The organism is Streptomyces sp. NPDC002776 (assembly GCF_053592195.1).
Window position 1 is genome coordinate 492,741 of the sequence record NZ_JBSFVG010000002.1, and the last position, 20,328, is coordinate 513,068.

The 20,328-nt window shown below is 70.4% G+C and carries 14 protein-coding genes; 5 read left to right on the forward strand and 9 right to left on the reverse strand.

Annotated elements, in window-relative coordinates; genetic code table 11:
- Window positions 1-44: 44 nt before the first annotated feature.
- Window positions 45-446 (reverse strand): hypothetical protein, encoded by a 402-nt coding sequence (locus ACWD11_RS06415; RefSeq protein WP_451281599.1) that lies wholly within the window; start codon window positions 444-446, stop codon window positions 45-47.
- Window positions 447-547: 101 nt separating this feature from the next.
- On the opposite strand from ACWD11_RS06415, the gene ACWD11_RS06420 reads away from it, so the two are divergent.
- The 5 genes from ACWD11_RS06420 to ACWD11_RS06440 all read left to right on the forward strand — a co-directional run bounded on the left by ACWD11_RS06420 (window position 548) and on the right by ACWD11_RS06440 (window position 5,831).
- Entirely contained in the window at window positions 548-1,048 is a 501-nt protein-coding gene (locus ACWD11_RS06420) for a tetratricopeptide repeat protein (RefSeq protein ID WP_451281601.1), read from the forward strand.
- A 50-nt stretch (window positions 1,049-1,098) separates the two neighbouring features.
- The gene (locus ACWD11_RS06425) at window positions 1,099-3,021 is read left to right on the forward strand and encodes a hypothetical protein (RefSeq protein WP_451281603.1); all 1,923 of its coding nucleotides are present in this window, start codon (window positions 1,099-1,101) and stop codon (window positions 3,019-3,021) included.
- Between the two features lie 69 nt (window positions 3,022-3,090).
- Window positions 3,091-4,038: a metal-dependent hydrolase gene (locus ACWD11_RS06430; protein ID WP_389416402.1), complete on the forward strand. Its 948-nt coding sequence runs from the start codon at window positions 3,091-3,093 to the stop codon at window positions 4,036-4,038.
- Window positions 4,038-5,084 carry a PDR/VanB family oxidoreductase gene (locus tag ACWD11_RS06435; RefSeq protein ID WP_451281605.1) on the forward strand — a complete coding sequence of 349 codons (1,047 nt, stop codon included), beginning with the start codon at window positions 4,038-4,040 and terminating at the stop codon, window positions 5,082-5,084. Before ACWD11_RS06430 ends, ACWD11_RS06435 begins: the two co-directional genes overlap by 1 nt.
- A 57-nt stretch (window positions 5,085-5,141) precedes the next feature.
- The gene (locus tag ACWD11_RS06440) at window positions 5,142-5,831 is read left to right on the forward strand and encodes a TetR/AcrR family transcriptional regulator (RefSeq protein WP_389416400.1); all 690 of its coding nucleotides are present in this window, start codon (window positions 5,142-5,144) and stop codon (window positions 5,829-5,831) included.
- Here ACWD11_RS06440 and ACWD11_RS06445 read toward each other — a convergent pair.
- The 8 genes from ACWD11_RS06445 to ACWD11_RS06480 all read right to left on the reverse strand — a co-directional run bounded on the left by ACWD11_RS06445 (window position 5,828) and on the right by ACWD11_RS06480 (window position 20,136).
- Window positions 5,828-6,178, reverse strand: a complete 351-nt coding sequence (locus ACWD11_RS06445; RefSeq protein WP_389416399.1) for a 5-carboxymethyl-2-hydroxymuconate Delta-isomerase — start codon at window positions 6,176-6,178, stop codon at window positions 5,828-5,830. The genes ACWD11_RS06440 and ACWD11_RS06445 overlap by 4 nt on opposite strands.
- A 28-nt stretch (window positions 6,179-6,206) precedes the next feature.
- Window positions 6,207-7,811, reverse strand: a complete 1,605-nt coding sequence (locus ACWD11_RS06450) for a SpoIIE family protein phosphatase (protein WP_451281608.1) — start codon at window positions 7,809-7,811, stop codon at window positions 6,207-6,209.
- A 76-nt stretch (window positions 7,812-7,887) separates the two neighbouring features.
- Window positions 7,888-13,278: a pullulanase-type alpha-1,6-glucosidase gene (gene pulA, locus ACWD11_RS06455; RefSeq protein ID WP_451281610.1), complete on the reverse strand. Its 5,391-nt coding sequence runs from the start codon at window positions 13,276-13,278 to the stop codon at window positions 7,888-7,890.
- A 128-nt stretch (window positions 13,279-13,406) separates the two neighbouring features.
- Complete coding sequence (locus ACWD11_RS06460; RefSeq protein ID WP_451281611.1) at window positions 13,407-14,789, reverse strand: alpha-amylase; 1,383 nt, start codon at window positions 14,787-14,789, stop codon at window positions 13,407-13,409.
- A 166-nt stretch (window positions 14,790-14,955) separates the two neighbouring features.
- Window positions 14,956-16,635 carry a glycoside hydrolase family 13 protein gene (locus tag ACWD11_RS06465; protein ID WP_451281613.1) on the reverse strand — a complete coding sequence of 560 codons (1,680 nt, stop codon included), beginning with the start codon at window positions 16,633-16,635 and terminating at the stop codon, window positions 14,956-14,958.
- A 198-nt stretch (window positions 16,636-16,833) separates the two neighbouring features.
- The gene (locus tag ACWD11_RS06470) at window positions 16,834-17,745 is read right to left on the reverse strand and encodes a sugar ABC transporter permease (protein WP_389416394.1); all 912 of its coding nucleotides are present in this window, start codon (window positions 17,743-17,745) and stop codon (window positions 16,834-16,836) included.
- A 13-nt stretch (window positions 17,746-17,758) separates the two neighbouring features.
- Entirely contained in the window at window positions 17,759-18,763 is a 1,005-nt protein-coding gene (locus tag ACWD11_RS06475; RefSeq protein ID WP_389416393.1) for a carbohydrate ABC transporter permease, read from the reverse strand.
- A 101-nt stretch (window positions 18,764-18,864) separates the two neighbouring features.
- Entirely contained in the window at window positions 18,865-20,136 is a 1,272-nt protein-coding gene (locus ACWD11_RS06480; RefSeq protein WP_389416392.1) for an extracellular solute-binding protein, read from the reverse strand.
- Between the last annotated feature and the right edge of the window lie 192 nt (window positions 20,137-20,328).

A 20,328-nucleotide genomic window follows, 5' to 3' on the forward strand; every position in this document is an offset into this window, starting at 1 on the left:
GAAGGCCGGCGGTGAGGATTCCTCACCGCCGGCCTTCGCGTGTCTCAGTGGCCGCCGGTGTGCACCGAGTGGTCCGTGCCCTCCTCGATGTCCCCGCCGAGCGTCTCGCGCAGCGACGTCAGGGTGCTGGTCTCGTCGCCCACGGCCACCCACTTGCGGCCGACCAGGTAGTGACCGCCGTAGTCCTTCGCGCCGTTGATCCACTCGCGCTGGCCGCGGTCGGTGGCGAAGGTGGCGAGGATGAACCTGCCGTCGGGGTTCTTGCAGATGGCCTGCCGGATCTCGTCGGCGTCGGTCTGTATGTCGGGCGCGCACTTCACCTCTGCGGCCAGTTGCTCCAGGCTGCCGGACGCCGTCTGCGGTACGGCCGCCTCGTCACCGCCGGAGCCGCACCCCGCGAGCGTCAGCACCGCCACCGCCGCGAGCATCGGTCGGGTCACCTTCATCAGTTCCTCCATACAGGGGCCTCCCGGTGGATACGGCTCCCGCGCGCGGAGCACTCAAAATACCGCTGCCCCGGTGCCCGCCCGCGTGCGAGAGTGCTGCGGTGAATCAGGACTGGGAAGACCGCGTAACGGCCGCCTGGGCGGGCTTCGAGAATTACGCCGAGGAGGAGGCGGACGCCTTCCGGGACGTGATCGACGCCCTGGTCGCCGAACTCCCGGACGACAGCCCCCTCGGCCCCTTCGAGCGAGCCTGCGCCTGGGACTCCACGGGCCACCCCGACCGGGCCGTGCCGCTGTACCAGGAGGCCCTGGCGCGCGGGCTCACCGGCTACCGGGGCCGCCGGGCGAAGATCCAGCTGTCCAGCTCGCTGCGGAACATCGGGCGGGCCGAGGAGGGCGTCGCGCTGTTGACGCCCGAACTGCACGCACCTTCGGACGAGTTGGACGACGCGGTACGGGCCACCCTCGCGCTGTGTCTGTCCAGCCTCGGCCGGGACCGCGAGGGGCTTTCCCTGGTGCTGGGCGCGCTCGCGGCCCATCTGCCGCGCTACCAGCGGTCGATGGCGAACTACGCGCGGGCCCTGGTGGAGCCCGGCGGCTGAGGTCACCCGGGCGGCGGTGACCAACCAACGGGTCGCTCGTTTGGCTGGACGTGCAGTCACAGGATGTCGCCCCGCGCCCCACGCCCTCCTCCGCCACCGGCCCCGTCGTCGACGTCGAACAGGCCGAGGCCGCGCTCGTCGAGCACTATCCCCGGCTGGTCCGGCTCGCCTATCTGGTGCTGCCGCCGGGGCTCGGCCGCAACCGCCGGGTCCTGACCGCCCACGCCCTCACCCAGCGGGCCCTGCCCCGCGGCCGGACCTCCGCCGCCGTGATCCCGGCCCAGTCGACCGGCAGGCCGGGCGACCCCGGGTACGCCTTCGTCCGCCTCCAGGTGGTGCGGACGGCGCTGGAGGCGGGCCTGCCGCTGGCCCGCAAGGCCTGGCCGAAGCGGTCCCAACTGCCGCCGCTGTTGCCCCAGGTGTGGGGCCTGCGGCTCTTCCCGCGCTCGGGCGGCGCCGACGAACTCGCCCTGGACCAGCGGCTCTCGGCGCTGACCGGCCCGGGGCGCGCGGCGTACGTCCTGCGCGGTCTGGAGAAGCTGCCCGACGGCGACGTACGCGAGCTGCTGACGGCGGCCGGGGTCGAGGACGTGGAGGAGGCGCTGGAGGAGGCGGACGACCTGCCCGCCGAGTATCCGCTGCTGGACTCCCCCGAGTTCGACCCCTGCTCGCTCCAGGCCCGGCCCACCGATCTGATGCGGCGCAGGCAGCACATGCGGGCCGCGCTGGTCGCCGGTGCCGCGCTGGTGGTGTGCGGGGCGCTGCTCGGGCTGCCCGGTGAGGGCTGGGGCCCCGACGGCGCGGCGGCGCCCTCGTACGCGCGGAACCCGGCCGCCGAGGCCGCCCTCGACCCGAAACGGCTGCTGAAGGTCCCGCCGGCCGCCTGGCAGTCCGCGTCCCGCCGCGACTTCTCCGTCTGGCCCGCGCGCGGCGAGCTGACCGACGACCGGGCGCTGCTGCGCCGGGCCCTCGCCGTGTGGGCCCGCCCCGGCGGGACGGTCAGTGTCTCCGTCACCCCCGGCACCTTCTCCGGCGGCCCCGCGGGCCCGCCGCAACTGCTGTACGCGGGCACAGTGGACAGCGCACGCGTGGTGATCCTCTACGACGGACTGCGCATCGCCCGCTACGCCGAGCCCAAGGACGGCACGGCCGGTGCCGCCATGGACTTCGCGCGGGTCGACAACGCCACCGGTGCCGAGGCGAACGCCGTGGTGCTGGGGCGGGCCGACGTCAACGTCCGCTATCTGATGGCGCCGTGGGTGAAGAAGGCCGCCGAGCGGGACCTGCTGAAGCCGGGCTCCGGGGCGATGGCGCTCCCCCTGACCGACGGGGTGACCGCACCGCTGGCCAGCCCGGCCGCCCAGCAGTCGAACTGCACCTCCTGGAACGTCCTTCAGGTGACCGACGGCGACGGCACCCGCCTGATGTCGGACCTCGGCGAGCTGGTCCCGGCCCGGCTGACCACCGGCCGCCCGGGCTCGGTCAAGGACGCCTCCGGCGCCGAGGAGCTGCGGACCTGGGCGCCGTACGCCTGCTCGCTGTCGGCGGTGCGGGCGCAGGGGGTGCGGACGGTGAACGCCTGGGAGTACGCGAGTCAGCCGCTGCCGGACGCGAGCGGCACGGCCGACTGGGCGTGCACCCGCGCCGAGACCTGGCGGGGCGGCGGCACACGCGTGCTGGCCCAGTTCCGTACGCCGGGCGGCACCCACGGGGCGGTGGCCGCGAAGGCCGAGAACGTCCCGGCGTGCGGTCCGCGCGATCCGCATGTGCTGGCCGGGGTGCTGTGGAAGTCGCAGGGCGGGGCCTGGTACGTGCTGGCGGCGGGCAGCCGGGACACGGAGTCCATCCGGACGACGGGCGGAGTGAGCGCGACCGCCGAGGGCTCGGTGCTGGCGGCGAAGACCCGGCAGGGGGCGCAGGCCGAGCTGAAGGGCACCCTCGAGGACGGGCGGGCCATCAACGCGCTCGGCTAGATCGCGAGGGCGGCAAGAAGTCGGTGCAGGAGGGTTTCCCTCGGACTTACCCGTCAGTACATTGACGCCATGTCTAACAAGGCCAGGTCTGACCAGCAGGCCCGGGGGCCCCTGCCCGTCGAGGACGAGTGGACCGCGCTCAAGGCGCGCAAGGTGTCCTTCTCGTGGGACGGCACCCCGTTGCACTGGGTGCCGGGTGACCCGTTCACCTCGCACACCATCAATGTGCTGCACCTGCTGCTGCCCGCGGGTGAGCGGTGGTTCGTGCACGTGTACAAGCAGGTGCTGCCCTACATCCGGGACGAGCGGCTGCGCGAGGACGTCATCGGGTTCATCGGGCAGGAGGCGATGCACTCCCAGGCCCATGACGAGGTCCTGCCGCATCTGAAGGAGCAGGGGCTCGATCCGACGCCGTACACCGCGCAGGTGGACTGGCTCTTCGAGAAGCTGCTCGGGGACCGGACCCTGCCGCCGGGCCGGGCCAGGCGCTGGTGGCTGATGGAGCGGGTCGCGCTGATCGCGGCCATCGAGCACTACACCGCGTTCCTCGGCCACTGGGTGCTCAACGCCGGGGAACTGGACCGCCGGGGCGCCGATCCCACCATGCTGGACCTACTGCGCTGGCACGGCGCGGAGGAGGTCGAGCACCGGTCCGTGGCCTTCGACCTGTTCCTGCATGTCGACGGCGGCTACCGGCGGCGGGTGCGGACGTGGGCGACGGCGTTCACGGCGCTGGTGTTCCTGTGGCAGCGCGGGGCCCGCTTCTTCATGGCCAACGACCCGACCCTGCTGGACGGCAGGGCGAGTTTCCGGGCCTTCTACGTCCGGGGACGGCGCGGGGTGCTGCCCTCCACCGGGGACATGCTCCGCTCGATCCCCCGCTATCTGAGCCGGGAGTACCACCCCTCCCAGGAGGGCTCCACCGAGCAGGCGGTCGCCTATCTGGCGTCCTCCCCTGCCGCCGTGGCCGCTGCCGCCACCGTCGCCCCCGTCGCCCCCGAGAAGGAGAGCAAGTGATGCCGAGGCTCAGCACGGTCGTGGTCGTCGCGGGCGCGGCGCTGCTCGCGAGGCGGGCCCTGCGCCGCCGTATCGAGGCCTCGCCGCTGTGGCCGATGCCGGCGCTGGACGAGCCGGTCTCCGGGCGGCCCCGGAGCCGGGCCTTGCGGCTGCTGGTGACCGCGCACGAGACGATCGCCGACGGGGTCGTGAAGCTGCGTCTGGAGGGGCACGACCTGCCCCGGTGGGAGCCCGGCGCCCATCTGGACCTGGTGCTGCCCTCGGGGCTCGTGAGGCAGTACTCGCTGTGCGGGGACCCGGAGGACACCTCCTCGTACACCGTCGCCGCCCGGCTGGTCGAGGACGGGCGGGGCGGTTCGCGCGAGGTGCACGAACAGGTGCAGGAAGGTGTCGAGCTGGAGGTGCGCGGGCCGCGGAACCGCTTCCCGCTGGTGGCGGCGCCCGGTTACGTCTTCGTCGCCGGGGGCATCGGGATCACGCCGATCCTGCCGATGCTGCGGGCGCTGCCCGAGGGCACCGACTGGCGGCTGCTGTACGGCGGGCGGACGCGGGCCTCGATGCCGTTCCTGGAGGAGGTCGAGAAGCTGGACGCCGGGCAGGGCCGGGTGACCGTGGTCGCCGAGGACGACGACGGACTGCCCGATCTGGACCGGCTGTTCGCGGCGGCGCCCGAGGAGGCCGCCGTCTACTGCTGCGGTCCCGAAGGGCTCATGGCGGCGGTGGCGGAGCGGGCGCCGCGGGTCCGTACGGAGCGGTTCGCGCCCCGCGCCCCGGCCGGCGGCGACGGTTCGTTCGAGGTGGAACTGCGGCGCAGCGGACGGGTGCTGACCGTCCCGGCCGGCTCGTCCGTGCTGGCCGCCGTGCGGGCCGAGCTGCCGGACACCCTGTACTCCTGCGAGCAGGGTTTCTGCGGGACCTGCCAACAGCGGGTGCTGGAGGGCGCGGTGGACCACCGGGACGAGCTGCTGACGGACGCGGAGCGTGACGACTCGATGCTCATCTGTGTGTCGCGGGCACGCGGTGAGCGCCTGGTGCTGGACATGTGAACATCCTTGGCCGGTGCGGCCCGTTCGGGGGCCGAATCCGATCGGTAAGGTGTTCGTATGAGTACCGGGGTGCGCCGCCGCATGGGCGTCGAGGAGCGACGGCAGCAGCTGATCGGCGTCGCCCTCGACCTGTTCAGCCGCCGCTCGCCCGACGAGGTCTCCATCGACGAGATAGCGTCGGCCGCGGGCATCTCCCGTCCGCTGGTCTACCACTACTTCCCCGGCAAACTGAGCCTGTACGAGGCCGCGTTGCAGCGGGCCTCGGACGATCTGGCGTCCCGGTTCGTGGAGCCGCAGGAGGGTCCGCTGGGGGCGCGGCTGCTGCGCGTGATGCGCCGCTACTTCGACTTCGTCGACGAGCACGGCCCCGGTTTCTCGGCGCTGATGCGCGGCGGCCCGGCGGTCGGCTCGTCGACGACGAACGCGCTCATCGACTCCGTACGGCAGGCCGCGTACGTCCAGATCCTGTCGCATCTGCGGGTGCAGGACCCGCCCGCGCGGCTGGAACTGGTCGTCCGGTCCTGGATCTCGCTGGCCGAGTCGACGGCGCTGATCTGGCTGGACGGCCGGCGCATCCCGCGCGCCGAGCTGGAGGTGCAGCTGGTGCACGACTTCGCCGCGCTGGCCGCCGTGAGCGCCGCCTTCGACGAGGAGATGACGGCGCTGCTGCGCCGCGTCCTGAAGGACGAGCCGGCCGACGGCCCCTTCAGCGACCTGGCCGCCCGGCTCATCACCCTGGCGTCCTAGATCTCGCCCTTGCGGTAGGAGGGGTCGAGGTCGCGGACCTCGGCGGAGACCTGCATCCGGTAGCCGTCCTCCGGCTCGACGAACTTGCGCAGCAGGTCCACCACCGCCTCCGTGAGTTCCGCCTTCGTCTCGTCGGTGCGTCCGGCGAGCAGGCCGATCGAGACATGCACCAGGCCGTGGCCCTCGGTGTCGGCGCCGACCGCCACGTCCTCACCGCGCACGACCTGCGTCTTGCACGCCTCCAGGCGGGCGGCGGCCTTCTCGACGACCAGTTGGTGCAGCGCGCTCGCGAACCCCTCCCAGTCGACATCGTCCCGCCCGGTCCGGGTGACGAGGATCTGTGGCATGGGCACTCCTGTTCTACGGCGACACCGCTCACCCTAGCCGCAGCGCCAGCATCGCGATGTCGTCCTCCCGCTCATGGCCGAAGCAGCCCAGCAGGGTGTCGCACAGCGAGGCGAGATCCGCCGGGGCCGCGCTCGCGGCGGTGCGGAGCTGGTCCATGGACACGGCGAGGTCGACTCCGCGGGTCTCGATCAGACCGTCGGTGACCATCAGGAGGCGGTCGCCGGCGGCCAGCTTCACCTCGGTGGGTTCGGGCCGGTCGAGGCCGAGGCCGAGCAGCGGGCCGCGCACCTGCACGTACTCGGAGTCGCCGTCCTCGCGCAGGACCAGCGGCGGGATGTGGCCCGCGTTGGCGATCCGCAGGCGCCCGGAGTCGGGGTCGGTCAGCACCAGGCAGACGGTCGCCGTGACCTCGGCGTGGTAGTGCTGGAGCATCCGGTCGAGCCGCTCCGCCAGCACCCGGGGATCGCCGTCCTCCACGCAGTAGGCGCGCAGGGCGTGCCGGATCTCGACCATCACCGTGGCCGCCTCCAGCGAGTGCCCGACGACATCCCCGACCGCGGTGAGAATGCCGTCCGGGGTGCGCAGGGCGGCGTAGAAGTCGCCGCCGATCTCGGTCTCCCGGGTGGCGGGCACGTACCGCACGACGAGGTCGACGCCGGGCAGCGGAGGCAGGCGCCGCGGGGCGGGCAGGAAGCTGCGCTGGAGGGTGAGCGCGATGTGCCGTTCCGCCCGGTACATGAACAGCGGTTCGGCGGCGAAGGCGGTGGCCTGGGCGAGCCGGAGCAGCGACACGTCGTCCAGCGGGGTGTGCCGGGCCGGGGTGGCCACGCACACCGGTGTCCGCCCCTCCTGGGTGAACGCCAGCACCAGCCGGGCGTCGTCCTGCCGGCCGGACCGGAAGAACCCGGCGGGCCACAGCGGGGCGGGCACGACGGTGCTGTGCACTCCGGTGCGGCCCTCGGCGATCCGGGTGACGAGCCGGGCCACCGCCTCGTGCGCGGTGGCGTCCGGCATCGCGAGCCGGCTCCTGGACGTGCCCGAGTCCATCTCGCCGTTCGGGCCGAGGACGAAGACGACGGCGTCGGTGCCGGTGATCCGGGCCGCGCCCTCGGCGGCCGCTTCGGCCAGCTCCCGCGGGCAGCGGGCGGCCTGCACGGTGACGATCGCCTCGGACAGCAGGGTCAGCCGGTGCGCGAGGAGTTCGAAGCCGCCGCGGCGGCGCGCGCCGCGCACCGCCGCCCGCACCACGGCCTGGATCTCCTGGGGTTCGGCCGGCACGCTCAGATAGGCGTCGCCGCCCGCGTCCAGGCCCATGCACCGGTCGCCCGGGCCAATGGCGGCGGCGGAGAAGTGGACGACGGGCAGATCCGCCGTGGAGGGCCGGGCCCGCACCTGGCGGCACAGCTCGAAGCCGCTCATGTCGGGCAGTCCGACGTCCACGAGCGCCACATCGGGCAGGGCCCCGCCCCGCAGTCGCGCCTCGAGTTCGTAGAGCGCTTCGCCGCCGCTCGCCACCGGCACCACCCGGTGACCGGCGCGGCGCAGCACGGCGCCCATGGCGTATCGGTTGGCCGCCACGTCGTCCACGACCATCACGGTGGTCGCGCTCGGCCGCTGGTCGTTACCGTCCATCACCGGTGGCCCTCAGAACGCAGAGAGGGTGGAGCGGACCCCGGACAGGGACCGCTCCACCCAACTTAGTGCGATGTCAGGCAGTTCGCGAGAAGACTGCCACCGTGCGCCCCGGAACGGCGAAGGTCCCGGATTCCTTCTCGTACGACGATGTCCTGACGATAAGATCCGCGCCCGCGGCCTGCACCTCGTGCAACGCGTATCCCTTTCCTGCCAGTTCGGCGATCCGCTGCTCCTGCGTCTCGGGCGTCGCGTTGAACACGACCACGAGGTCGCCGAGCGTCATGGTGATCACGCCGGGCGTCTCGTCCCTCCCGGACAGCGGGAAGGCCAGCTTCGACTGCACCTGTTCGGCCGAGCCGAGCGAGAAGGCGGCCTCCGTGGACCGGATCCGCAGCAGGTCCCGGTACGCCGCCGAGGCGCCGTCGATCTGCTCGCACCCGACCTTCACCGTGCCGAGCAGCGGGGTGGCGTACGGCCACTTGGACTGGTTGTCGGCGGCCATCGGCAGTCCGCGGCCGAAGCCGTTGCCGTCGGCGCAGTTCCAGTGGATCGCGTTGAACCAGTCGCCGCTGTCGTAGGAGTTGCGGTCCAGCGACTTGGAGCGCAGCAGGTCGGTGCCGGCCTGGGAGAGCGCCGGGCCCTGCGAGAGGGTGGCGGTCGCCATGGCGAGGACCTGCATGCGGGCCCGGTCGTCGGCGCCGACCGTGGTGGGCAGCTTGAAGGCGAGGGCGTCGAACAGGGACTCGTTGTCGTGTGCGTCGGCGTAGGCGAGGGCGTCGCCGGGCGCGTCCGCGTATCCGGCCGGCTGGCCGTTGTAGTCGACCTCGGCGCCGGTGACCTCCTTGCCGTCGGTGTCGGTGAACCGGTACGTCGCGAGGTTGCCGGACAGACCGACCTTGATCAGGTCCTGGTAGTGCAGCAGCCGGGCCTTCTGCTCGGCCGTGGTGCCGTTGTTCTCCGAGGAGTTGGGCTCGGTGTACAGGCCGGACGCGAAGCCCTGGACGCCGGGGTCCTCGTCGAAGGGTCCGCCGCCGCGTACGGCGTCGCGGGCCCGGTCGGAGAAGGTGGCGATGCCCGTCCCCGCCATGTTCTTCTGCGTGGCCTGGGTGAAGCGGGCGTCGTCGGCGACCTCGCCGAAGTTCCAGCCCTCGCCGTACAGGATGATCTTCTTGCCGTCGACGCCGTCCTTCTCCAGGGTCAGGGCGTCGAGGGCCTCGCGGACCGCGAGGATGTTCTCCTTCGGATGGTGGCCCATGAGGTCGAAGCGGAAGCCGTCGACCTTGTACTCCTTGGCCCAGGTGACGATCGAGTCGACGACCAGCTTGCCCATCATGGCGTTCTCGGTCGCGGTGTTGGCGCAGCAGGTGCTGTTGGCGACCGAGCCGTCGGCGAGGAGCCGCTGGTAGTAGCCGGGCACGATCCGGTCCAGGACGCTCGTGGCGGCCTGGCCGCTGGCGGCGGTGTGGTTGTAGACGACGTCCATGACGACCCGCAGGCCGTCCTCGTTCAGCGCCTTGACCATCTTGCGGAACTCGACGTTGCGGGCGGTGCCGTCCGGGTCGGTCGCGTAGGAGCCCTCGGGGACCGTGTAGTGGTACGGGTCGTAGCCCCAGTTGTAGGCGTCCTTCGCGGCGATCTTCGCCACGCACTCCTGCTGCCGGTCGGAACCGGCCGGGAAGGAGGCCAGGTCGCAGTCGACGGTCGCCTGGTCGGCCTTCTTCTCGGGGATGGTGGCGATGTCGAAGGCGGGCAGCAGGTGGACGTAGGAGGTGCCCGCCTCGGCCAGCTCGCGCAGGTGCCGGGAGCCGTCGCTGAGCTTGTCGGTGAAGGCGAGGTAGGTGCCGGGGTCCGACGCGGTGCGGTCCTCGACCGAGAAGTCCCGGACGTGCAGTTCCTGGATCTGCGCGTCCCGCAGCGGAACGGCCCTGGGTTTGGTGTACGTCCTCCAGCCCGCCGGGGTCAGGGACTTGTCGGCGAGGTCGACGAGCAGGCTGCGCTCGGAGTCGGCGGTCAGGGCGAGGGAGTAGGGGTCGGTGACCTTGTTGGTGACGACCTCGCGGACGCTGGGCGCCCACACCTTCACGACGTACCGGTAGGGCTTGTTCTTCCAGGACGCGGGGCCGGTGACGGACCAGACGCCGGTGGCCGAGTCGCGCTTCATGGCGACGGTGGAGCCGCCGATCTCCAGCTTGACCGACTGCGCGGTCGGCGCCCAGACGGCCAGCGCCGGGCGGCCCTTGCGGAAGGTCGGGCCGAGGTCGGCCCGCGTGCCGTCGTAGAGGTCGTCCAGCACTCCCCCGATCTGCACACCGGTCGCCGCGAGCACCGCGCCGTTCACCGCGCGCTGGGAGGCGACGACCTGGCCGCGCAGGGCCTCACGGACCCGGTCGCGGTCACGGGGGTCGACCGAGTAGGCGGTGTACGACTTCAGGTGCGGGAACTTCGCCTTCTGGGCGTCGGTGAGCGTGCTCTTGGTCAGCCGGAGCCAGCGCTGGTCGGCGCCGGTCAGCGTGCCGTCCTCGACGGCGATGGAGCCGGTGCGCGAGTACAGCAGCTGGGTGGAGGCGGCCGCGTCCGAGCCGTTCCAGGCGACCGTGTTCCGGTCGATCCAGACCGCCTTGGAGGTGGTCAGGTCGAGGGCGGCCGCGCTGCCCGCGGGCTGCGGCAGGAGGTACTTCTCCTGGCCGTTCAGCAGCCACACCTCGTGGCCGTTGGCCGTCAGCTCCAGCGACTGGTCGGAGGGGAGGTCCTTCTCGTCGCCCTTGTGGATGATGTAACTGAGGCTGCCGGCACCCTCGGTGAGCGGCACCTCGTACACCGCGCCGAAGGCATCGGTCCGCACCGGCTTGAGCGGGTTGGACCACTCGGTGGGGTTCGCGGCGCCGGTCCAGACGTGCAGGCCCCAGCCGTCGTAGTCGCCGTCGGCGCGGTGGTAGTGCAGGACGGCCTTGGAGGTGTCCTGCGCCGGGTACTCCGGCCGCTCGGTCACTACGTCCTCCTTGCCCTGCTCGATCCAGATCTCCCCGGTCTTGGTGACATCGATCGTGCGGTCGGCGGAGACGTCCTTGTTGCCGTCCTTGTCGATGACCAGGAAGCCGACGCCGGCGGCGCCGGGCTTCAGCTTGACGTACGCGAAGGCGCCGTAGGCGTCCCGGCCGATGAAGGGGTGGCTGTCCGGCCACTCGGTGGCCTCGCCGTCCGCGAGGTCGCCCCAGGCGTACAGGCCCCAGTCGGTGTAGTCACCGTCGGTGCGCTTGTAGTGGACGATCGCGTAGTCCCGGGAGGTGGCGGTCGGGATCTCCGCGGCCGGCGGGGTGCCGGTGGTGGACGCGGCCGTCGCCGAGGCGGTGCGCCCGGCGGAGTCGATCACGACCGCCTTGTAGCGCAGGGCGGTGCCGGGTGCGACGTCCTTGCCGATGGTGTGGGTGACCTTGTAGGGGGCGTGGTCGGCGGAGCCGAGCGTGCGCCACTTGCCGGTACCGGTCTGGGCGGCGAAGACGACCCGGTTGAGCTGACCGCCGTCGATGTCGGCGGAGATCTCCACGGTGCCGGTGGCGCCGGCGGCCGGGGCCTCGAGGGTGAGCGCCGGCTTGGCGGCGGGGGCGGTGAGCCGGCCCGCGGCCTTGAGGACGATCGCCGAGCCGGCCGGGACGGTGACGGTGAGCTTCTTCTCGGCGTCACTCCTCAGGGAGTCCTCGGTGCCGTGGATGCCCGTGAAGCGCATGCCAGCCGAACCGGTCGCGAAGGTCGCCGACTTCGCCTCGTCGGCGTTGTTGAAGGCGACGACGTACTCCGTCGTGTCGGTGGCGAAGCGGGAGAAGGCGTAGACGCCCGCGCCGTCGGCCGCGTAGCGCTCGGTCTGGACGCCGTCGGTCAGGGCCGGGTGGGCCTTGCGCAGCTTCGCGAGAGCACTGATCTGCCGGTAGAGCGGCGCACCGGTGTCGTAGGCGTCGCTCGCGTGGGTGCGGTCGGTGCCGATCTGGTCGTCGTCCAGGTAGTCGGCGGTCTTGGAGGCGAACAGGGTCTGGCGGGCGTCCTTGTCGCCGCCGGCGCCGGTGAAGCCCTGCTCGTCGCCGTAGTAGACGACCGGGTTGCCGCGGCTGAGGAACATCAGCTCGTTGGCGAGCTTCGCCTTCTTCAGCAGCTCGGCGTCGGTGGCGTCCTTGTCGTCCTGGTTGAGGAAGTACCCGATGCGGCCCATGTCGTGGTTGCCGAGGAAGGTGACCTGCTCGTACGCGTTGGCCTTGCCGGTCGTGTACTTGTAGTCGTCGGCGAAGACCGAGGCCAGCCGCTGTGCGCTGCCGCCCTGGGAGGCGTACTGGCGGGCCGCCTCCTGGAAGGGGAAGTCCAGCGTGGCGTCGAGGCCGCCCTCGGTGACGTACGGGGCGGTGACGTCGGTGTCGGCGGAGTAGACCTCGCCGAACATGAAGAAGTCGTCCCGGCCCTGCTTGGCCGCGTAGGAGTCCAGGGCGGTGGCCCACTGGGTCCAGAACTCCATGTTGACGTGCTTCACGGTGTCGATGCGGAAGCCGTCGATGTCGAAGTCCCTGACCCACCGCTGGTAGATCTTCGCCATGCCGCTGACAACCTCGGGACGCTCGGTCCACAGGTCGTCGAGGCCGGAGAAGTCGCCGTGGGCGGAGCTCTCACCGGCGAAGGTGGAGTCGCCCCGGTTGTGGTACATCGTCGGGTCGTTGAGCCACGACGGGACCTTGTTGTTCTCGGACACCTTCGGGGTGCGCGGGAAGGAGTCGGCGTCGGTCTCCGGGAACCCGGCGGAGCCGTCGGCGTAGTCGGCGTCGTCGAAGGGCTCGCCGTCCTTCGTCAGGTACGGGAAGGCGCCCTTGGCGAGATAGCCGTAGGACTTCTCCTCGTAGTCGACGACGTCCGCCGTGTGGTTGGTGATGACGTCGAAGTAGACCTTCATGCCCTTGGCGTGCGCCTTGGCGATCAGGGTCTCCAGGTCCTTGTTGGTCCCGAAGTGCGGGTCGACCTGGGTGAAGTCGGTGATCCAGTAACCGTGGTAGCCGGCCGAAGCGTTGGCCCCGGTGCCCTGCACGGGCTGGTTCTTGAAGATCGGCGCCATCCAGAGGGAGGTGGTGCCGAGGCCCTTGATGTAGTCGAGCTTCTTCGTCAGGCCCTTGAGGTCACCGCCCTGGTAGAAGCCCTTGTCGGTGGGGTCGTAGCCGGTCGCCAGGCGCGAACCGGTCAGGCCGCCCCTGTCGTTGCCGGTGTCGCCGTTGGCGAAGCGGTCCGGGAGCACGAAGTAGAACTGCTCGCGGGTGACGTCGTGCCGGGCGGGCTCGGCCGCCAGCGTTGCGTCGGAGGGGGGCGCGGGCGGGGTGTCGGCCCCGGCCGCGAGGGGCTGGACGAGCGCCGCGGCCAGCGCGGTCACGGTGACCGCGGCGACCCGTCCGGCATACGCGGTACGACGCCTGGGCGGCGCCAACCATCTAGGTATCACTGACGTGAACTCCTTGCGATACGGCTCTGTTGGGTCCGACCCCGCGCGACCGTATCGCCGCCGTAAGCGTTACAGCAAGAGTCCTGAAATGATTGGCAAGAGCTTTCAGCCCTGAAGGCCGCTCCGGCTCAGCAGCTGGACTTGCCGGCGTAGATCGCCAGGGCGGTGTTGGCGCCCAGGGTGGCGGAGAACTGACCGCTGGAGTTCACGGTCACCGTCGTGTTGTTCTGCACGTTGCAGTACGTGCCGGCCGGGAGGGAGGTCTGGTAGGTGCGGGTCAGACTGCCCGGCTCGTGGTTGATGGCGACGTAGCCCTTGCTGCCGCGGCCGAAGGCGATGGCGTCGGCGCCGTTGTCCCACCAGTTGGTGACGGCCTGGCCGCGGGTGGCGTTGCGGAAGGCGACCATGGACTTGATCTCCGGCCAGGCGTGCTGGCACTTCCAGCCGTTCTGCCAGCAGGCGCTCACCTGGCCGCCGTTGGGCGGGCCGGCGTCGTGGTCGGTGAACTCGTAGCCGGAGTTGATGTCGGGGGCGCCGTAGGGCCAGGCCAGCATGAAGACGTTGGCCAGGGTGTAGGTGGCGTTGTCCTTGTAGCTGAGCGTGGAGCCGTTGCGCTCGGTGTCGTGGTTGTCGACGAAGACACCGGAGACGCCGCTGCTCAGGTAGCCCCAGCCCTCGCCGTAGTTCTTCAGGTAGGCGAGGTTCTCGTTGTTGAAGACCCGCTTGAGGTCGTAGGCGTAGCGGAACTCCTGGACGTCGCCGTTGCCGGTGTACTCGGTGGGCTGGACGGCCTCTCCGCTGCCGAAGATGACCTCCTGCTTCCAGTACACGCTCGGGTTGGTCAGCCGCGACTTGATGTTGGCGAGGTCGGCGGCCGGCATGTGCTTGGCCGCGTCGATACGGAAGCCGTCGACGCCGAGGGAGAGCAGGTCGTTCATGTACCCGGCGATGGCACCGCGGACGTAGGACTCACCGGTGTCCAGGTCGGCGAGGCCGACCAGTTCGCAGTTCTGCACGTTCGCGCGGTCCGCGTAGTTGGTGATCTGCGCGGTGCAGTTGTCGAAGTCGTAGGAGGAATACAGGCCGGGGTAGGCGTACTTGGTGTACGACGAGCCGCCGGTGCCGGTGCCGCTGCCCGCGGACATGTGGTTGATGACGGTGTCGACGACGACCTTCACCCCGGCCGCGTGACAGGTGTTGACCATGTTCCGGAACGCCGCACGGTCACCGAGCCGACCGGCGATCTTGTAGCTGACCGGCTGGTACGACGTCCACCACTGCGCGCCCTGGATGTGCTCGGCAGGTGGGGAGACCTGGACGTAGCCGTAGCCTGCGGGGCCGAGGGTGGTGGTGCATTCCCTTGCGATGGAGGCGAAGTTCCACTCGAACATCACCGCGGTGACGTCCTTGGTGCCGGGTGGGGAGGCATGGGCGGTGCCGGGGACCAGAGCTCCGGCCGCCGTGGCGGCGAGCGCGGTCGCGGTCGCGGTGACGGACCATCTCGATATCACGGGGTACTCCTTGTGGGGACAGCAGGCGTCCTTGCCTGGTGTCCGCGGAACGTACCGCTAACGAAACGTTTACAGCAAGAGTCTTGAAACCGTCGGCAAGAAATTTCATTGAAGACCGGACATGACGGAGGGCCCGCCGAAGCGGGCCCTCCGTGGTGCGTGACCGTCAGGCCGTGGTCCACCACACCGTGGTGTCGGAGGGGACCTTGGCCTCGCCCTCCACCTCGGCGACCTCGCCGCTGGCGAGCAGGAGGCGGCCGTGGACCGGGGTGGTGATGGACTCGCCCGTCGTGTTGGCGACACAGACGAACTCTCCCCGGCGGAACGCCAGGACGCCCTCGGGGGCCTTCAGCCACTCCACCGCGTCCCCGGCGCCCAGGTCCGGGTGGTCGCGGCGGGCGGCCAGGGCCGCGCGGTACAGCTCCAGGGTCGAGCCCGGGGTGCCGGACTGCGCCTCCACGCTCAACTCCCCCCAGACGGGCGGCTGGGGCAGCCAGCTGCCGCCGCTGCCGAAGCCGTACGAGGAACCCTCGCGGGTCCACGGGATCGGCACCCGGCAGCCGTCGCGGAAGCCGTCCTGGCCCTCGCCCCGGAAGTACGCCGGGTCCTGGCGGACCTCGTCGGGCAGGTCGACGACGTCCGGCAGACCCAGCTCCTCGCCCTGGTAGACGTAGGCCGAACCCGGCAGCGCGAGCATCAGGAGCGTGGCCGCGCGGGCGCGGCGCAGACCCAGTTCGCGGTCGCCCGCGGTGCGGATCTGGGTGCCGAGACCGGGCGGGTTGGCGAACCGGGTCGCGTGGCGGGTCACGTCGTGGTTGGACAGCACCCAGGTGGCCGGGGCGCCCACCGGGCGCATCGCCTCCAGGGTGCGGTCGATCACCGTGCGCAGCTCCTCGGCGTCCCATTCGGTGCTGAGGTACTGGAAGTTGAAGGCCTGGTGCAGCTCGTCGGGGCGAACGTAGTTCGCGGTGCGCTCGACGGTCGGGGTCCAGGCCTCGGCCACGAAGATGCGCTCGCCGGCGTACTCGTCGAGGATCATGCGCCACTGCCGGTAGATGGCGTGCACGCCGTCCTGGTCGAAGAACGGCATGACATCGTTGCCCAGCAGTTTGAGCTGATCGTGGGCCCCGAGGTCGGGCAGACCGTCCGCCTTGACCAGGCCGTGGGCCACGTCGATGCGGAAGCCGTCGACGCCGATGTCCAGCCAGAACCGCAGGATCGAACGGAACTCGTCGCCGACCGCCGGGTGGTCCCAGTTGAAGTCGGGCTGCTCGGGCGCGAACAGGTGCAGGTACCACTCGCCGGGCGTGCCGTCGGGTTCGGTGACCCGCGTCCAGGCCGGGCCGCCGAAGATCGACTCCCAGTCGTTGGGCGGCAGTTCGCCGTTCGCGCCCTTGCCGGGCCGGAAGTGGTAGCGGTCCCGCAGCGCGGAGCCGGGGCCCTCGCGCAGCGCCCGCTTGAACCACTCGTGCTGGTCGGAGGAGTGGTTGGGCACCAGGTCGACGATGATGCGCAGGCCCAGCTCATGGGCGTCGCGGATCAGCGCGTCGGCGTCCAGGAGGCTGCCGAACATGGGGTCGACGGCCCGGTAGTCGGCCACGTCGTACCCGGCGTCGGCCTGCGGGGAGGCGTAGAAGGGGCTCAGCCACACGGCGTCCACGCCGAGGTCGCGCAGGTACGGGAGTCGGGAGCGTACGCCTTCCAGGTCGCCCATGCCGTCGCCGTTGCTGTCGGCGAAGCTGCGCGGATAGACCTGGTAGATCACCGCGTCCCGCCACCAGTCGCGGCGATGGGCGACGGTGGTTACGGCGGAGGTCGGTGCCGGGTCGGCGGAGTGCTGGCTCATGGCGTCCTTGAGAGGTCGAACGGGGTCATCGGGTCAGGAGTGCGTACGGCGGGCGGCGGTACTGCCGAGACGGCCGCGTGGCAGCGGGGTCGGATGGCCACGCGGCCGTCTCGAGTTTCCGGAAGGGGTACGTCCTCAGGGGCGCGGGGAACTGCGCGACAAGCCACAACGGCGCCGCACACGACCACCGCCCCGAGGTCAGCCCTTCGTGCCGCCCGCGGTAAGGCCGGTCACCAGGTTCTTCTGCACGAGATAGAAGAACGCGGAGACAGGTATCGCGATCAGAACCGCGGTCGCGGCCATCAGCTGCCGCTGCGCATCGTGCTCGCTGACGAAGGTCTGCAGAGCGACGGCGAACGTGTACTTCGTGTCGGACAGCATGAACGTCGAGGCGAAGGCGACCTCACCGAAGGCGGTGATGAAGCTGTAGAAGCCGGCGACCGCCAGGCCGGGCTTGGCGAGCGGCAGGATCAGCCGCAGGAACGTGCCGAAGGGGTTCAGCCCGTCGACGCGTCCGGCCTCGTCGATCTCGAACGGGATGGTGTCGAAGTAGCCCTTGAGCAGCCAGGCGCAGTACGGCACCGCGGTCGAGCAGTAGACCAGGATCAGACCGAGGTAGCTGTCGACCAGCTGGAGGTCGGAGAGGATCTGGTACATCGGCACGATGAGCACGGCGATGGGGAACATCTGGGTGACCAGAAGGACCCACATGAACTTCCGGTAGCCCGGGAAGCGCATCCGCGAGACCGCGTACCCGGTGGTCGCGGCGATGATCACGCCGATGACCGTGGTGCCGAGCGAGACGATCAGCGTGCTCCACAGCCAGTGGAAGAAGTTCGTCTCCTGCAGCACGAACGAGTAGTTGTCCAGCGTCATCTTTCCCCAGATGCCACCGGGGTGAAGGTAGTCGTCCTTGTCCGGGCCGAGCGAGAGGAAGACCAGCCAGGCGATCGGGAAGAGGGCGACGAGGCTCGCGACGATCAGGATGCCGTGCGAGACGAGCGAGCCCGCGAGACTGCGCTCACCGCGCCGGATCGCCTTGCCCTGGGTGGGGGCCACACGGATCTCCTTCTTCGCCTCGGCGGAGGTCTCAACGGTAGTGGTGCTCATAAGAACTCCTGCCTCAGATCGCGAGCTGCTGGTCATTGCGGTTCAGCCAGCGGCGGTAGAAGGAGGTGAAGACGATCAGGATGGCGAGCAGCAGCATGCCGTAGGCGGCCGACTGCGCGAAGTCGCGCGGCTGCTGTCCGAAGCCGAGGTAGTAGGCCCACGTGACGAGGATCTGGGCGTCCGGGGCGGTGTCGCCGAAGAGCAGGAAGATGATGGCGAACTGGTTGAAGGTCCAGATGATGCCGAGCAGCACGACGGTGGAGCTGACCGAGCGCAGGCCGGGCAGGGTGACGTAGCGGAACTGCTGCCACTTGGTCGCGCCGTCCATCTCGGCCGCCTCGTAGAGGGTGTTGTCGATGGACTGCAGTCCGCCGAGCAGCGAGAGCATCATGAACGGCACACCGCACCAGGTGTTGACCATGATCGCGGCGAACCGCTGCCAGAAGGTGTCCTCCAGCCACAGCGGGGTGGGCAGGTGGAGCGTCTCCAGGAAGGAGTTGATGACGCCGCCGTCGGCGAGCATGAAGCGCCAGCCGAAGACGGTGACGAAGGTCGGCACGGCCCAGGGCAGGATCAGGATCAGCCGGTACAGGGTGCGGCCGCGCAGCTGCTGGTTGAGCAGCAGGGCGAGACCGAGGCCGATGGAATAGTGCAGGGCGACACAGGCGGCCGTCCACACGATCGTCCAGATGAAGTGCGACCAGAACCGCTCGTAGGCGGTCTCGCCCCACAGGATGTCGGCGTAGTTGTCCAGGCCGATGAACTTGTAGGTGGCCTCGATCTCGTTGGCGCCGATCGTGCGGGCCGTGTTGAGGCTGTTGGCGTCCGTGAGCGTCAGATAGAAGCCGTAGCCCAGGGGGTACAGCACGAGGACGCCGAGCACGACGATCACCGGCGTGATCATCACGTAGGCGTACCAGTGCTTGTGGTACGAGTGCTTCAGGCGCTGGCCCAGCCCGGGCCGCGGCGCGCGGTCACCGCGGCGCTTGCCGGTGGCGCGGTCGATGGCGACTGTCATGGTTCTTCGACACCTTCTGGGAGATCACGGTTGGGCCAGGCCACAGGCCGGTGGCCGCCGGGTCCCTCCCCTGTCGGGCGGGACCCGGCGGCCACGGACGATCACTTGCTGAAGTCCGGCACCAGCTTGGCGATGGCGGTCTCAGCGCTGCTCAGGCCCTCGTCCAGGGACTTCTTGCCGCCGGCGATGGCGAGCAGCTCGGTGTCCACCGGACCCCACAGGGAGCTGTACTCCGGCAGCGCCGGGCGCGGCTGGGCGGCGGCGAGCACCGTCTGGTAGCCGGCGATGCCCGGGTCGGCCTTGACCTCGTCGGTGTAGGCGTCGTCGCGCGTGGGAAGCGTGGAGTTCTTCAGCGCGATGGTCTCCTGGGCGTGCGCGGAGGTCATGAAGTTGACGAACTTCAGCGCGGCCTCCTGGTGCGCGGCGTCGGAGCCGGCGTACACGGAGAGGTTGTGGCCGCCGGTCGGGGCGCCCGCCTCGCCGGAGGAGCCGGCCGGGACGGTGGCGATGCCGAGGTTCGCCTTGTCCTTGAACGCCGAGCCCTTGTAGAAGTTGGTGATCTCCCACGGGCCCTGGATGATCGAGGCGACCTTGCCGCTGACGAACGCCTCCTGGATGTGGGCGTAGGCGTCGGCGGTGGTGTCGGCCTTGTGCAGGCCCTTGCCGTCGAAGAGGTCCAGCCAGGTGCCGTAGGCCTTCTTGGCCTCGGCGGAGTTCACGGTGATCTTCTTGGCTTCGGCGTCGACGGTGTCGGTGCCCTCGCCGTAGAGGAAGGACTGGGCGTAGTAGGCCTGGGTGGAGCCCCAGTAGCCGTCGACGCCGGTCTTCGACTTGATCGTGGCGGCGGCCTTCTTCAGGTCGTCCCAGGTCTTGGGGGCCTCGACGCCGGCCTTCTCGAACAGTTCCTTGTTGTAGACGAGGGCGAGCGTGTCCGTGGTGAACGGGACGCCGTAGGTCTTGCCCTCGTACTTGGCCTGCTCGATCAGGTTGGGCTTGAACTTGCTCTCGTCGGCGAGGGCCTCGGTGCCGTCCAGCGGCAGGAAGAAGCCCTTCTTGGCGAAGGCGGGCGTCCAGCCGACCTCGGAGCGGAGGATGTCCGGGGCGCCCTTGGAACCGGCGGCGGTGTCGAACTTGTTCTGCGCCTGGTCGAAGGGGACGTTGACGTACTTGACCTTGATGTTCTTGTTGGCCGCCTCGAACTCCTCGACCAGGGCCTTGTACGTCGGCGCCTCGTTGGTGGCGTTGGAGGTGTCCCACCAGGTGAGGGTGACCGGACCGTCGGCCTTGTCGCCGCTGTCGCCGTCTCCGCCGCAGGCCGTCGCCGCGAGAGCGAGGGACGCCACCAGCGCGGTGGCCGCTATGCCACGCCGCATGAGTTCTCCTTGAGGGTGAAAAGCCCGTGTGGTGCAGGTGACGGCCCCGTCTGCCGCTCCTGCTGTCGTGCCGACTGCGCCGTTGCGGCCGCCGGGCGTCGGAAACGTAACAGCCATGTAAGCGCCGCGAAAGAGCTTGCAGAAAAAAAGTGCAAGGCATCACTGAAGTTACCCGGACGTGACCGCTCGGCG